The 15018-nt window shown below is 65.3% G+C and carries 13 protein-coding genes; 11 read left to right on the forward strand and 2 right to left on the reverse strand.

Features of this window, described 5'->3' with window-relative positions; genetic code table 11:
- Positions 1 to 159 precede the first annotated feature (159 nt).
- Positions 160 to 951, reverse strand: coding sequence for a hypothetical protein (locus tag ACZI8Q_RS00780; RefSeq protein WP_463371599.1), 792 nt, complete (start codon positions 949 to 951; stop codon positions 160 to 162).
- A gap of 194 nt (positions 952 to 1145) precedes the next feature.
- Here ACZI8Q_RS00780 and ACZI8Q_RS00785 point away from each other — a divergent pair, with 194 nt between their 5' ends.
- The 7 genes from ACZI8Q_RS00785 to gndA all read left to right on the forward strand — a co-directional run bounded on the left by ACZI8Q_RS00785 (position 1146) and on the right by gndA (position 9653).
- The gene (locus ACZI8Q_RS00785) at positions 1146 to 2654 is read left to right on the forward strand and encodes an iron chelate uptake ABC transporter family permease subunit (protein ID WP_463371775.1); all 1509 of its coding nucleotides are present in this window, start codon (positions 1146 to 1148) and stop codon (positions 2652 to 2654) included.
- Between the two features lie 92 nt (positions 2655 to 2746).
- Complete coding sequence (locus ACZI8Q_RS00790) at positions 2747 to 3742, forward strand: FecCD family ABC transporter permease (protein ID WP_463371776.1); 996 nt, start codon at positions 2747 to 2749, stop codon at positions 3740 to 3742.
- Positions 3739 to 4584 (forward strand): ABC transporter ATP-binding protein, encoded by an 846-nt coding sequence (locus ACZI8Q_RS00795; protein WP_463371600.1) that lies wholly within the window; start codon positions 3739 to 3741, stop codon positions 4582 to 4584. The genes ACZI8Q_RS00790 and ACZI8Q_RS00795 overlap by 4 nt, the downstream gene beginning before the upstream one ends.
- 83 nt (positions 4585 to 4667) lie before the next feature.
- Complete coding sequence (locus ACZI8Q_RS00800) at positions 4668 to 5081, forward strand: BlaI/MecI/CopY family transcriptional regulator (RefSeq protein WP_463371601.1); 414 nt, start codon at positions 4668 to 4670, stop codon at positions 5079 to 5081.
- Between the two features lie 26 nt (positions 5082 to 5107).
- Complete coding sequence (locus ACZI8Q_RS00805) at positions 5108 to 6064, forward strand: M56 family metallopeptidase (RefSeq protein WP_463371602.1); 957 nt, start codon at positions 5108 to 5110, stop codon at positions 6062 to 6064.
- 267 nt (positions 6065 to 6331) lie between these two features.
- A complete protein-coding gene (locus ACZI8Q_RS00810) occupies positions 6332 to 8080 on the forward strand; it encodes a DEAD/DEAH box helicase (protein WP_463371603.1) in 1749 nt (582 codons plus the stop codon).
- Positions 8081 to 8201: 121 nt separating this feature from the next.
- Entirely contained in the window at positions 8202 to 9653 is a 1452-nt protein-coding gene (gndA, locus tag ACZI8Q_RS00815) for an NADP-dependent phosphogluconate dehydrogenase (protein WP_463371604.1), read from the forward strand.
- A gap of 71 nt (positions 9654 to 9724) precedes the next feature.
- Here the strand turns inward: gndA and ACZI8Q_RS00820 are convergent, their stop codons facing one another.
- On the reverse strand, positions 9725 to 10606 hold the full coding sequence (locus ACZI8Q_RS00820; protein WP_463371605.1) for an NAD(P)-dependent oxidoreductase: 882 nt from the start codon (positions 10604 to 10606) through the stop codon (positions 9725 to 9727).
- A 136-nt stretch (positions 10607 to 10742) separates the two neighbouring features.
- Between ACZI8Q_RS00820 and ACZI8Q_RS00825 the strand changes: the two genes are divergently transcribed.
- Genes ACZI8Q_RS00825 through guaB1 form a run of 4 tightly spaced genes read left to right on the forward strand, consistent with a single transcriptional unit; the run spans position 10743 to position 14856 of the window.
- Positions 10743 to 11081, forward strand: a complete 339-nt coding sequence (locus tag ACZI8Q_RS00825; protein WP_463371606.1) for a winged helix-turn-helix transcriptional regulator — start codon at positions 10743 to 10745, stop codon at positions 11079 to 11081.
- Between the two features lie 56 nt (positions 11082 to 11137).
- Positions 11138 to 12478 (forward strand): DEAD/DEAH box helicase, encoded by a 1341-nt coding sequence (locus ACZI8Q_RS00830; RefSeq protein WP_463371607.1) that lies wholly within the window; start codon positions 11138 to 11140, stop codon positions 12476 to 12478.
- A 59-nt stretch (positions 12479 to 12537) separates the two neighbouring features.
- Complete coding sequence (locus ACZI8Q_RS00835; RefSeq protein WP_463371608.1) at positions 12538 to 13416, forward strand: DMT family transporter; 879 nt, start codon at positions 12538 to 12540, stop codon at positions 13414 to 13416.
- Between the two features lie 3 nt (positions 13417 to 13419).
- The gene (gene guaB1, locus ACZI8Q_RS00840) at positions 13420 to 14856 is read left to right on the forward strand and encodes a GMP reductase (protein WP_463371609.1); all 1437 of its coding nucleotides are present in this window, start codon (positions 13420 to 13422) and stop codon (positions 14854 to 14856) included.
- Positions 14857 to 15018: the final 162 nt, after the last annotated feature.

Below are 15018 nucleotides of genomic sequence, written 5' to 3' on the forward strand. Positions count from 1 at the left end.
TGCGGGCGGGTCGGTCGTACTGGCCTCCCCCACTGCGAAACGAAGAATCGGCGGGCCCACACCTTTCCGGTGTGGGCCCGCCGTGGGAAGGACCGGGAGTCTCTGCAGCCCTCAGGACTCCGGCGCGGTCCGGCAGTTCGGTGAGTGTTTCACCACCCGTCAACGAGTATAGGCAAGCCTAGCCTTATTGCGCAAGGGGTTCTCGAATGTCATCGGAGCACGGACACTCACCCGCGCACGCATCCGTCGGGGTCGACAGCGCACCGGCATGCCCGCGGCCACGAAGGCGTCGAGCATCCCCTGACCCCTGCGTTGCGCCAGGACCTCACTTGTACCCGCAAGAACGGGCACGTGGGCCGCCACTCCGAGGACAGACTCTCCGACCAAGCTGGAAAATCGCACCCAGTCGATCTGCGCGCATCGCGACACGGCGCGATGAATCGGCACGAGCGAGGTGATGCAGCGATGCGCCGTCCATACGAGCAGGGCGCGCTCGCACGGCACGACGACCGTTCCGCTGGAGCCGATCGCATTGTCATCCGGAAGTGCCCGCATGGACTCGTCCTGGACGCCGACCCAGTCGATGCAGCAATCGTTGTCCATGTGAATCCAGAGATTCTCGAATCCGGGATCCCACGCGCGGCCGTCGAGCACCACCGACGCTGCGACTCGACCGACGACGGCATGCACGAGCGCCGTCGCAACCTGAATGGCTGCGGCGTGTGGGTCTTCGACATCATCGAGGGCGCGGGCCCACATCTGTGGCACACGATCCCCGTCGAGGTCTTTCGAGAGTTGCCACCATCGACGTTTGCCCTCGCTCTCCATGGGCGCCACCGCGTACATCCGGGGGTAGTGCGGGTTGAGCGAACGCAAGCGAGAGCAGGAGAGGTCCAGGGCCGAGGTGCCCACCGAGAGCTCGGGCGCACCGACCGAAAGGGGCGAAGTCACTAGTACTCCAATGTTGTGGGAAACGAATCAGGTACATAGGTTAGCCTAACCACGCCAGAGGGGTCACCGCGGCGTGATGTCGACCACGTGACAATCCGGACCGTCTCATAGGGCACTGAGAAGGGTTCCGTAACCTAACCAGCACGGCACGGATGCCGGTAGACACAGGAGGAACCACAGCGCTCGTGACAACCATGCGAAACCATGGCGCCGAAGGCGCCCCGACAGTGAGCGCCGACGGCGCCCACGAAGTGGACGCCGTGGACGCGCGCACCGCGAACCGAGACTTCATCTCGCGCGATATCCCGCGGGGCCCGGCGCCGACCTGGGTAAGGGCGGTCGCAGCCCTGCTCGACGTCGGTGTCGTCGCTCTACCGTTGGCGATCGGGTGGGCGATCGTCGATTCCCTCTCGAACGAGAACGGTGGTGGTCCCACCGACCGTGCGGTCTTCGGCGGTGCCGCCGTTGTGGTCGCGCTGGGAATGCTGATCTGGAACCGAGGATTCCGCGAAGGCCGAACCGGGCAGAGTGCGGCGAAGGGGTGGGTTGGAATCGTCGCCCGCGACGTGGCGACAGCGGGTCCGATCGGTCCGCGTAGGGCACTGGCTTCACTTGTTCGCCGCGACGGTCGCATCGAAGTGGTGCGCAGCAGTACCGCTACCGACGAAGGATTCGCCCCGGTCGCGAAGGACACTTCACTTGCCGCGACTCGTCGCCGACGCATGCTGGGCCTACTCGCCCTGGTCGTCGTTCTCGTGTTCGTGATGCTGGCGAGCATCGCCATCGGCGCACGACCACTGACCTTCGCCGAGATCTTCCATTCACTGTTTGCAGCGGACGGAACCGAGGCGGACATCATCGTTAGAACCTTGCGCGGGCCCAGGACGATCCTCGGTCTGATCGTAGGAATCGCGCTGGGGGTGGCAGGTGCACTCATTCAGGGACACACCCGCAATCCGCTAGCGGACGCCGGACTCCTCGGACTGAATGCCGGCGCGGCGTTCATGGTCGTGATGGCGATGTATCTGCTCGGACTCAGCGCCCCGAGCGAGTACTTGTGGTTTGCGTTTGCCGGATCCTTCATGGCCAGCGTCGTGGTGTTCGGAATGTCGTCGATCGGTAACGGAAGCGCCAGTCCGCTGAGCCTCGCCCTCGCCGGTGCGGCGGTCGCGTTCTTCCTGCAGGCCATGACGAACGCGGTGTTGATCATGGACCAGCAGACCCTCGACGGCTACCGCTTCTGGGTGGTCGGTTCGGTGAGCGGTCGAGGTTACGACGTGCTGTGGCAAGTGCTCCCCTTCCTGGTCATCGGCCTGCTCATCGCCCTCGCCAGCACCCCGAGCCTGAACCTGCTGAGCCTCGGAGAGGATGTCGCTCGCGGTCTCGGCACCAATGTTGCTCTCAGTCGCACCATCGGGATCGTTGCGATCACCCTCCTCACCGGTGCGGCCACCGCCGCGTGTGGGCCGATCGCCTTCATCGGTCTCGTCGTCCCACACGTGGCGCGCGCCATCACGGGCCCCGACTATCGGTGGCTGGTGCCCTACGCGGGGCTCCTCGGCGGGGTGATGCTGGTGATGGCCGATGTGATCGGACGTGTGGTCGTCCGCCCCGGTGAGCTTCAGGTCGGTATCGTCCTTGCCGTGTTCGGGGCCCCCTTCTTCATTGCCCTGGTCCGTCGTCGAAAGTTGGCCAGCCTGTGACTCTCGTCGAGGAAAACACCACCACAGCCAGTCGGGTGCCTTCGCGGCGGCCCTTCCGGGTCGGTCCCGTGTCGCTGGTCTTGCGGCCGTTCATGATCGTGGTCAATCTGGCGTTGCTGATCGCGCTGCTGTTACTGCTGTGTCTCAACATCGGCCTAGGCGAATACGAGATGTCGATCCCCGAAGTGGCGGCGGTCCTGTTCGGCGGAGGAACGAAGGCCCAGAGTTTCATCGTCATGGACCTGCGGCTGCCGCGCTCCCTGACCGGCCTGCTCATCGGCGTCGCACTCGGGTTGTCGGGTGCGCTTACGCAGTCCATCGCCCGCAATTCGCTTGCCAGTCCTGACCTGCTCGGAATCACTGCTGGTGCGAGCGCCGGGGCGGTGGCCCTGATCGTGCTGGGCGGAGGCGGCAGTTTCGTCGGACTTCTCGCACTGCTCGGCATTCCACTCGCTGCGATCTGTGGCGCCTTCCTGACGGCGACCGTCATCTATCTGCTGGCGTGGAAGGGCGGTATCGAGGGATTCCGGCTCATCCTTGTCGGTATCGGTATCAACGCCATGCTCGTCGCCGCAGTCGGGTGGATGCTCACCTCGGCAGATATCGACGACGTGTCCCGCGCGCAGGTGTGGTTGAACGGATCCCTCAACGGTGCCAACTGGGATCAGATGTGGCCGGTCGCCATTGCCGTGCTCGTCATCGGTGCCGTGGTCATCGGCTCGACGTTCACCCTCGGGGCGTTGCGTCTGGGCGACGACAATGCGGCCTCCTTGGGTGTCAACCTGAGTCGGGCTCAGACTCGGCTGCTGCTGTCCTCTGTCGCGCTCGCAGCGGTTGCCACCGCTGCCGCGGGGCCGGTGGCGTTCGTGGCGCTGGCCGCACCGCAGTTGGCCATGCGCCTGGTTCGTTCACCCGGACCTCCCCTGATCGCCTCCGCGCTGACCGGAGCCGTGCTGGTGGTGGGCAGCGACGTCATCGCCCGCACGCTACTGCCCGTCGAGCTTCCGGTCGGAATCGTCACCGCTGCCCTTGGTGGCCCATTTCTGCTCTACCTGCTCGTTCGCAACAATCGGAAGGTGTCCGCATGACCGCGCACATCCCGCCCCGCCTCGTCGCCGAAGAAGTGACGCTGGGGTACGGCGACCGCACCGTCGTCGACGGTCTCGATCTGTCCGTGCATACCGGTGTCGTCACCACGGTCATCGGTCCCAACGGATGTGGAAAGTCGACATTGCTGCGTGCTCTCGGTCGGCTCCTCAAACCCAAGTCCGGCACCGTGACACTCGACGGGAAGAGCATCGGCCGGATGCGCACGAAGGATGTCGCTCGCACTCTCGGGATGCTCCCCCAGTCGCCCGTGGCGCCGGAGGGCCTCACCGTGGGCGATTTGGTCGCACGTGGGCGCCACCCGCACCAGTCGTGGATTCGGCAGTGGTCGGCCGACGACGAGGGTGAGGTCGCCGAGGCTCTGACCCTGACCGGAGTTGCCGATCTGGCGGACCGCCCTGTGGACCAACTCTCGGGCGGGCAACGGCAACGCGCCTGGATTTCGATGGCGTTGGCGCAAGGGACCGACATCCTGCTGTTGGACGAACCGACCACCTATTTGGATCTCGCCCACTCCATCGAGGTCCTCGACCTCGTCGACCGGATGCACTCCGAACTCGGCCGCACCGTGGTGATGGTGCTGCACGACCTCAACCTCGCCATCCGGTACAGCGATCAGCTGATCGTGATGAGGGAAGGGGCGATCGTGGCGTCCGGTCACCCACAGGAGATCGTCACAGAAGAACTCCTGCTCGAGGTGTTCGGCCTGGAGGCGTCGGTCATTCCGGACCCGGTCTCGGACAGGCCGCTGATCGTGCCCATCGGCACGAGGCACGTTTACGGCCGTGCGGGTGGACCGGAGAAGGCGTCGACCGCACAGTGACTATGACTATTACCACATCCCAGCCGGTGGGTTACTACTGCGGGTAGTACGAATATGTGTCGTTTGTTCCGTAGAATCGAGCCATGGCTGGACTTGGTGAACTCGAACGTGCGGTGATGGAGCACTTGTGGTCGTCTCCGGAATCGCAGACGGTACGACAAGTACACGAAGCCTTGGCCGCACGGCGTGAACTCGCCTACACCACAGTGATGACGGTTCTGCAGCGACTGGCGAAGAAGCATCTCGTCATCCAGCAGCGTGACGACCGCGCACACCGCTACCTCCCTGTTCATCAACGCGAAGAGCTTGTGGCCAGCCTCATGGTCGACGCCCTGCAGCAGGCGGACAAGTCCGGAAGTCGCGCCGCTGCGCTGGTGCACTTCGTCGAACAGGTGGGCGCCGACGAGGTCGATGCCTTGCGCGATGCACTCGCTGCGCTCGAAGCCAAGGAACACCTGGACGGCAAGGGATCGACTGGAAGCGTTCGCGCGATCTGACCTACGTCATGCATGATGTCTAGGACATGAACGCCACCACCGCACTGGTATTCGGAGTACTTGCGTTGCTGCTCGCCGGCCCCGTACCGGCGCTCCTCAGCCGCGCCAAGTGGCCGTTTCGCGCTCCTCGTGCTGCGCTCGTCCTCTGGCAGGCAGTCGCACTGGCAGCCGTGCTGTCGGCGTTCAGCTCGGGGCTTGCCATCGCCAGCCAGCTGCTGGTACCCGGGCCGGACGGCCGTCCCACGACAGCACCGACAGCCGAGATCGACGCTCTCGGTCTTCCCCTCTGGACCCTCTACGTAGTGGTGTTCGCTCTCACCTTGCTGGTGGGTGCGAAGCTGATCTTCTCGATAGTTCAGGTGGGCGTTCGCACCAGGCGACGTCGTGCGCGTCATCGTATGCTCGTCGACCTGCTTGATTACTGTGACTCCCAATCCCCGCACGCCCGCTCCCCCGATGTGCGTGTCATCGACGTCACGGAGCCGATAGCCTACTGCCTGCCCGGGCTGCGCCAACGCGTCGTACTGAGTCAGGGCACCTTCGCCAACCTCGGCGACCCCGAGATCAAGGCAATCCTCAGTCACGAGCGATCACACCTGCGTGCCCGTCACGATCTCGTGCTCGAGGCGTTCACCGCGGTGAACGCCGCCTTCCCCACCGTCGTGCGCAGCAGATCCGCGCTCGGTTCGGTACAGCTGCTGGTCGAGATGCTGGCCGACGACTCCGCGGTCCGCGCGTCCAGCCCGACCGCGCTGGCACGCGCCCTCGTCACCTGCTCCGGATCCACGGCGCCCCGCGGTGCGATGGCGGTAGGCGGACCGAGCACACTGATCCGCGTACAGCGTCTTGCCGCCGACGGTCCGGACCGTCGCATCGCCGTGGCCGCATACGTCGCGTCGGCAGCCATCCTGATAATCCCCACCGTGGCAGTGGCCGTGCCGTGGCTCGTGGAACTGAGCCGCCTGTTCGGCAGCAGTCACTGAGCGGTAGTTCACGTCACATTCGTTTCGTTCGCGGACCGTCCTTCCAGTCCCGTACACTGAACGACGGTCGCCAGAGCGACCCATCGAAATCGAAACGGCACACAGCCCAATTCCTCGCACCGGCGGCGGCCGCTGTCCATGGCGGCGCACGTATCTGCGTGAACGGATTGACCAGGTGACATGTGCCCTGGCTCGTCCCTTTGTGTCGGCTGCACTCGCTGCACCCAGCTCCGCGACGCGCCCTACGCCCGGAGAGGTACCTTCCGCGTGAACAACGCTGTTCGAATCAACGCTGCCTACGAGAGCGCCGAGGTGGTGGGCGACGCCACCGCACCAGCGGAGCCGACTGTCACTTTTGCCGACATCGGACTGCCCGTACCGCTGGTTCAGGCACTCGCCCGCAACTCGATCACTGCTCCCTCGCCGATTCAGGCGCTTTCCGTGCCCGATGCCCTGAACGGCAAGAACGTGCTCGGCCGCGCGCAAACCGGCTCGGGCAAAACGCTCGCCTTCGGGCTTCCGATGCTGACCCGTCTGGCGCAGCACGACGACCGCCCTGCCGCGAAGCGCCCCCGCGCCCTCGTGCTGGTTCCCACTCGTGAATTGGCCTTCCAGGTCGTCGACTCGCTCAGCGCCTACGCCGGCACACTCGGATTGAACGTGCGCCCCGCTGTCGGCGGTACCCCGTTCACCAAGCAGGTCGAGCAGTTGCGTCGCGGCGTCGACGTTCTCGTTGCCACTCCCGGAAGGCTCGGAGACCACCTGCGTCAGGGCACGTGCCTTCTCGACGCCATCGAGATCACCGCGCTGGACGAAGCGGATCAGATGGCCGACATGGGTTTCCTGCCAGAAGTACGTTCCATCCTCGGCGAGACCCCTGCAGACGGCCAGCGGATGTTGTTCTCGGCGACGCTCGACCGTGAGGTTCAATCCCTCGTCCGCCAGTTCCTGCCCGATCACGTGCAGCACGCGACGGCGGACGGCCGCGCGAGCGTGAACACGATGGACCACTACGTGCTGCTCGTGGATCGGGGTCAGAAAGACGACGTCCTCGCCGAAATCGGTGCACGCGAGGGCCGCACAATCATGTTCGCCCGTACCAAGCTCGGATGCGAGGGCATCACCGATCGTCTCCGCGCCGTCGGTGTTCGCGCCGAAGCTCTGCACGGGGGCAAGGCGCAGAACCAGCGCACCCGTGTCCTCGAACGTTTCAAGACCGGTCGCACACCGGTTCTGGTGGCGACCGACGTCGCGGCGCGTGGCATTCACGTCAACGGAGTCGATCTCGTCGTGCACGTCGACCCGCCCGCCGACCACAAGGACTACCTGCACCGCGCTGGACGCACGGCACGCGCCGGTGAGAAGGGCACGGTCGTCGCCATCGTGCTGCCCAATCAGAAGCGCACCTTCCGTCGCTTGACCGGTATGGCCGGCGTCGACGCGAAGGCGGTCCCCGTCCGTCCGGGCGACGAGAAACTTGCCACCATCACGGGAGCTCAGACACCCAGCGGCGAACCGATCCGTGAGCGCGCAGGACGCGGCGACCGTTCGTTCGGCCGTGACAACCGAGACCGCTCGTTCGGCAACCGTGGTCCCCGCCGTGAATACCGGGGAAGTCGTGACTCAGTCGGGTACCGCGGCAACCGCAATGACGGCGGCTTCCGCGGAAATCGAAACGACGGTGGCTTCCGGCCTGCCCGTGATCAGGCCGACCGACCCTTCCGCCGTGACAGTGGTGAACGCTCGGGCGAGGGTCGTCCGCCTCGCCGCGATTTCGGTTCGGACGGTTCCGGTTCGGGCAGGGGTGGATTCCGCCGCGACGATCGTCGTTCCGGCAGCCCGCGGAACGCGGACAGCCGTCCGCCCCGCCGAGAGTTCGGCGACCGTGACCGTGAACGTCGCAACGGCAACCGCAAGGACGAACGCCCCGGCGGCAGCGGGGGCGGCTTCCGCAGTCGCACCGAACGCCGCAATTACGACGGGTTCGACGGTCCTGCCCGCTCACGTCGCAGCTGAGTAGGTCCTCCACACCTTTCCCCTTCGTTCCCTGATGTGTTTGGCTGGGCCCGACACATTTTCGACAACCGGCTCCTCGGGCCGATTTCGAAACCCGGTGACGAAGGGGAAAGCTGTAGGCATGACGAACAACAACACGGACGCAGCTCGCGCCCAGATCGGCGTAACGGGCCTGGCTGTCATGGGGTCGAACATCGCCCGCAATTTCGCCCGTCACGGTCATACCGTTGCCCTGCACAATCGCAGCGTCGGTAAGACGGACGCCCTGATCGCGGACCACGGTGGCGACGGCGATTTCGTTCGGACCGAAACCATCGAGGAGTTCGTGGCCGCGCTGGAGAAGCCGCGGCGTGTGCTGATCATGGTGAAGGCCGGGGACGCCACGGACGCGGTGATCGAGGAGCTTGCCGGTGTCATGGAGACCGGCGACATCATCATCGACGGTGGAAACGCGTTGTACACCGACACCATCCGCCGCGAGGCATCGCTACGTGAGCGGGGGCTGCACTTCGTCGGCGCCGGAATCTCCGGTGGCGAGGAAGGGGCGCTCAACGGCCCCGCCATCATGCCCGGCGGACCCAAGGAATCGTACGAGGCTCTCGGCCCCCTGCTCGAGTCGATTGCCGCGCAGGTTGACGGTACGCCGTGCTGCACGCACATCGGCCCAGACGGGTCCGGACATTTCGTGAAGATGGTGCACAACGGCATCGAGTACGCCGACATGCAGTTGATCGGCGAGGCTTACAACTTGTTCCGTGATGCGCTGGGCTACGATGCGGACAAGATCGCGGACGTCTTCACCGACTGGAACTCCGGCGATCTCGAGAGCTACCTGGTGGAGATCACCGCCGACGTGCTGCGTCAGAAGGACGCGAAGACCGGAAAACCCCTCGTCGACGTGATCGTCGATGCCGCCGAGCAGAAGGGCACGGGCCGGTGGACGGTCAAGTCCGCACTCGATCTCGGCGTTCCTGTCACGGGCATCGCCGAGGCCGTTTTCGCACGGGCACTGTCGGGGTCGCGTGAGCAGCGCAAGGCTGCGGTCGGGTTGGCCTCCGGCGCTCTCGCCGACAAGCCTGCCGACGCCGCACAGTTCACCGAAGACATCCGGCAGGCGTTGTACGCGTCCAAGGTGGTCGCGTATGCGCAGGGGTTCGATCAGATCGCGGCCGGCAGCACCGAGTACGGATGGAACGTGCATCCGGCGGATCTCGCCACCATCTGGCGCGGCGGCTGCATCATCCGTGCCCAGTTCCTGAACCGCATCAAGGATGCCTACGACGAGAATCCGCAGCTTGCCAGCCTGATTCTCGCCCCGTATTTCAGGAATGCGATCGAGACCGCGATCGACAGTTGGCGCCGCGTGGTGTCCACGGCGACCCTGCTCGGCATCCCGGTGCCGGCGTTCGCGTCGTCATTGTCCTACTACGACGCACTTCGTGCCGAGCGGCTGCCCGCCGCTCTGACTCAGGGACAGCGCGACTTCTTCGGCGCACACACCTACGAGCGGACCGATGCGGAAGGCAAGTTCCACACGCTGTGGAGCGGTGACCGCAGCGAAGTCGAAATCTGAGCCCGACACCGCTCGATATCCGAAGAACGGCGGGGACGCCACGGTCTTCCGGTCGCGGCGTCCCCGCCGTTTCAGTTCTGCTCGCCGCCCATGAGTTCGAACATGGACACCGATGTACCTGCTGTTGCTGTCTTGCTGATCGCCTTACGCCACAGTGACTGCGCGGTACGCGAAAGGGTGGAATCGGCGCCGACGTCCTCACTGGCTTCGATGATGTGCTGGGCACCTGCGTCCATCATCCTCAGTGCCGCCAGGTCGCCCCCGCCCTCCTTCGCGGCCTTCGCGTACTCCTCCATGAAGAATGGGTAGGCCCCGGCCGAGCGCACCGCATACGGCAGGAACTGATCGATGTCATGGCCGGAACGCTCGACGACTGCAAGCGCCTGATGGTACGACAGGATCCACGGATGAAAGGTGACGAGCAGCGCCTGATAGAAAACCTGTGCCAGACCGTCATCTGTTCCGAGGTACTCCTGCGGGCTCAGCGGCCGCAGCAGTGCGGCGTGCGCGTCGAAAACTTCCCGCGGCCCACTGTAGAAGATGTACGAGGCGGGATGCTCGATGTTGTCACCCGCCGACATGAACCCACCGGACAAGAACTGCGCTCCGTGCGATCGAACCCATGCCCCGCCCGCTCGCGACCTCTCCGGCGAATCGGACGACAGATTGGCAATTGTCTTGCCCTCGAGTCGGTCGGTCGCCTGTCCGAGCACCTCGTACATGGCGTCGTAGTGTGTGAGGCTCACCACGGTCAGCTCGTTCGCATCGAGCGCTTCGGCAACGGAAGTCGCCGGTGTGGCGCCGAGCGCCACCATGGCGTCGACCTTGGTGCTGCTTCGGTTCCACACTGTGACCTCGGTGCCCGCCGACAAGAATGCGCGCACCATCGCCTGCCCCATGGGGCCCAGACCGATGACCGAGACCGAGTCGGTACTCCCCTGCTGTCGAGACATGTTCTGGTCCTTCGATAGTCGTTACGTTGGTGTCGGCGCCGGTACTGATATTGATCACCGCAGGTCGGAGCAGCAAGAACGCACGTGAAGGTACGGTTGCTTACGTCGAGGTCCGTATCGAGGTCAGGAGAATCCGGTGACGACCAAGAGTGGGATAAATCACAATGTGTGCGGGATGAGCGTGGCGATCGACGTTGTCGGCGGCAAGTGGCGAATGCACCTGATGTGGGTTCTCGGCGAGGGACCGCGGCGTTTCGGCGAGATCCGCCGCATTCTGGAAGGTGTCAGCGAAAAGGTTCTCACCGAGAACCTGCGCCACCTCGAGGTCTCGGGCGTGGTGCTACGCAATGTGTACCCGGAGGTTCCCCCACGCGTCGAGTACTCCCTCACGCCAGAGGGAACCGAACTCGCCGAAGCGCTTGGTGCGCTCGAAAAGTGGGGTGACCGGCACCGATCGCTCTCGTCGGTCGTCTGATTTCGCGGCGGATTCCGTCCTCGGCCGGTGCCGCGACGGACGGTAACCTTTCCGGTATGACAGAGCAGGACGGCACGTCGCCAGACCCCATCGACGAGGTGTCGTTCCTCTCCCTCGGACTCCCGACGGTGATGGTGCATGCACTGCGCCGCACCGGTATCGACACGCCGTTTCCGATTCAGCGTGCCACTATCCCCGATGTCCTGGCGGGGCGTGATGTTCTCGGTCGCGGTCCCACCGGCTCTGGGAAGACGCTGGCGTTCGGGTTACCGATGTTGGTTCGCCTGCGGGGATCGGCCAGCCGACGTGGATTTCCGCGGGGCCTGATTCTGGCTCCCACCAGAGAACTCGCCCTGCAGATCGAACGTGCCCTGGACGAGCCAGCACTGTCGGCCGGGCTGCGGGTGGCCACGGTGGTCGGCGGTGTCCCCCTCAAACGCCAGGTCGATCAGATCGGCCGTGGCGTCGATCTTCTCGTCGCGACGCCTGGCCGGTTGGCAGATCACCTCGGAAAACGCACGATCTCGTTGGACGACGTTCTCGTCACCACGATCGACGAGGCCGACCACATGGCAGAGCTCGGGTTCCTCCCCCAAGTCGAGACGGTGTTGGACGCGACGCCCCCAACTGGGCAGCGGTTGTTGTTTTCTGCCACCCTCGACGGCGAGGTCGACACGCTCGTGGACCGGTATCTCCGTGACACCGTCACACACGAGACATCGGCCGCGCAGGGCACCGCACCGACGATGGATCACTTCCTGTTTCATGTCCGAGCAGCCGACAAGTTCACGGTCGTGTCGCAGATCGCTTCTCGGACCGGCCGCACACTGCTGTTCGTCCGAACCCGTGACGGTGTGGATCGCCTCGCCGAGCAATTGCACGCGGTCGGGGTGGCCGTCGAATCCCTGCACGGCGACAAGACGCAGAGCCGCCGCAACCGGGCGCTGGACGCATTCGCCCGAAACGCGACCGGAGTGTTGGTGGCAACCGATGTGGCGGCACGAGGCATTCACGTGGACGATGTCTCACTCGTCGTGCATGTGGATCCTCCCTTGGAGTCCAAGGACTATGTGCATCGTGCCGGCCGGACCGCCCGCGCCGGGCAATCCGGAATCGTCGTCACCCTCGTGACGGAGTTCGAGCGCGATCAGGTCGACCGAATGCTCGATCGCGCAGGTATCGGTATCGCCGCGTACGACGTCGCACCAGACGACGCGGGGCTGCGCCGGATCACCGGCGCTCGCTGCCCGAGCGGCATTCCCGTCGCCCCTTCGGACACGGCGCCACCGCCTCCTTCCACATCCGCGCCGAAACGCGGGGGCGGACACAACCGAGTCGCGACCGGTTCGCGTCAGGCGCGCAGAGGGTCTCGCCGGGGTGGGCGCAACACACGCTGACCACAGGCTCACCGAAAGCCGGGGCGAACACCGAGCGCTGCGGCGCACACTGAGAAATTATGAGCCAAACCTTTGCGGCCGCGGTGTGCGCACTTGTCGCGGCTTTGCTGTTCGCATGCGCCTCGGTGGCACAGCAATCGGCTGCCGCGAAGGTCCCCGAGGGCGGCGCCTTGATATCGGCCCTGCTGCGCAGCCCACGGTGGTGGGCAGGCGTCGTCGGCGACGGTGGCGGGTATCTGATGCAGATTGCCGCATTGTCGCTCGGCTCGGTCCTGCTCGTGCAGCCCCTTCTCGTGTCGGCGTTGTTGTTCGCCTTGCCGATCTCTGCGAAACTCGGGGCTGATCGGTTGTCGCGCCGTACGTGGGTGCTCGCTGTCGGCCTCACACTTTCTCTCGCGGTGTTTCTGGTCGTCGGCGACCCGTCCGAAGGCAACATCGACGCACCACTGGACGAGTGGGCCGTTCCGATAGCTGCGGTCGTAGTGGTCGTCATCATCTGTGTAGCGGTCGGCCTCGCACGGATCGCCACCGGCTGGCGGGCGCTCGCGCTGGGTGCGGCGTCCGGGATCTGTTACGGCGTCGCGGTGGCTTTCACGAAGTACGTCGTGGAACTCTTCTCACACGATGTGGGGTCCGTTGCGACCAGTTGGCAGACCTGGGGTCTCCTCTTCGCGGGTGTTGTCGGCGTTTACCTGCAACAACGCGCGTTTCAGGTAGGGCCCCTCTCCGCCTCCCTCCCGGCGCTCACCATCGGCGAGCCGATCGCCGCGGTCTTTCTGGGCGTCACCGTTCTCGACGAGCGGGTGCGGGCCGAAGGTCTCGGCTTCGTCTTCGTCTGCTGCGCAATCCTGGTCATGTTGCTCACCACCATCGGGCTCTCGAGGTCGCAGGCGGTCCGAGAAACGCGCACCGCGGCCGCCGCGCCGGTAGCGTCGTAAGTCGTGAACTTCCTCGAAGGCCATGCACCGCAGAACGACCTCACCTACGACGACGTGTTCCTGGTTCCAAGCCGCACCGAGGTGACATCCCGTTTCGACGTCGACCTCACGACGGTCGACGGATCGGGGACGACCATACCGATCGTCGTCGCCAACATGACCGCCGTCGCCGGTAAGCGGATGGCCGAGACCGTTGCACGCAGGGGTGGCCTCGTGGTGCTCCCCCAGGATCTGCCGACCCTGGCCGTCGCCGCGACTGTGTCGTTCGTGAAGAGTCGACACCTCGTGGCCGACACACCTGTCGTTCTCGGCCCGGATGCTGCTGTGTCCGATGCGCTTGCCCTCATATCCAAACGCGCCCATCGCGCTGTCGTGGTGGTAGAGAACGGCCGACCTGTCGGCCTGGTGACGGAAGCGTCCTGCATCGACGTCGACCGATTCACCCGGCTCGATGCCGTAGCTGTCCGCGACTTCGCCACGGCGCCGGTCGATTCCTCTTCCCGTGAGGTGTTTGCGCTCCTCGATTCGCGTCACGAATCTCTCGCCGTTCTGGTCCACGGCGACGGCAGCCTCGCCGGCGTACTCACCCGTACGGGGGCAGTGCGCGCGGGTATCTACGACCCGTCGGTGGACTCGAACGGTGCCCTGCGAATCGCCGCAGCCGTCGGCGTGAACGGCGACGTCGCAGCCAAGGCCACGGCACTCGTCGACGCCGGCGCCGACCTGCTGGTACTCGATACCGCGCACGGGCACCAGCAGAAGATGATCGATGTGCTCCGCACCCTGAAGTCCCTCGATCTCGGTGTTCCTGTGGCGGCGGGAAACATCGTGTCCGCGGGCGGTACCCGCGATCTGGTGGAGGCCGGCGCCGACATCGTGAAGGTGGGGGTCGGTCCAGGCGCGATGTGCACCACTCGGATGATGACAGGTGTCGGTCGCCCGCAGTTCTCGGCCGTGCGCGAATGCGCTGCCGCGGCGCGCGAACTGGGTGCACACGTGTGGGCGGACGGCGGTGTTCGCCATCCGCGTGATGTGGCACTCGCCCTCGCTGCCGGTGCATCGAACGTCATGATCGGGTCATGGTTTGCCGGAACCCACGAATCCCCCGGCGACCTGCATATCGACCAGAATGGAAACGCGTACAAGGAGAGTTTCGGCATGGCGTCGAAGCGTGCGGTTGCGGCCAGGACGGCAACCGACAGCGCGTTCGATCGCGCCCGCAAGTCCCTCTTCGAAGAGGGAATTTCGAGCTCGCGGATGCGGCTCGACCCCGAACGGCCCGGTGTCGAGGATCTGATCGACCACATCTGCTCCGGTGTCCGCAGCACCTGCACCTACACCGGCGCCCGCACGATCGAAGAGCTCCACGAGAAGGCGGTCGTCGGGATTCAGTCGGCTGCCGGATTCGCCGAGGGCCGACCACTCCCAGCCGGATGGTGACCCAGGCGCACCGGCAACACGGCGGTTGCCCGGCAACGTCGAATCGGGCGATCGCCGGTAGCATGGACCGCTGAACCCACCGTTCGACCCTTGCGGTGGTGACCAGTCTCGTCCCGTCGCACGAAGTGATCCGCAATCCGGATCCTCCCGCGTGCGGGCATT

Source organism: Rhodococcus quanlei, from assembly GCF_055231015.1.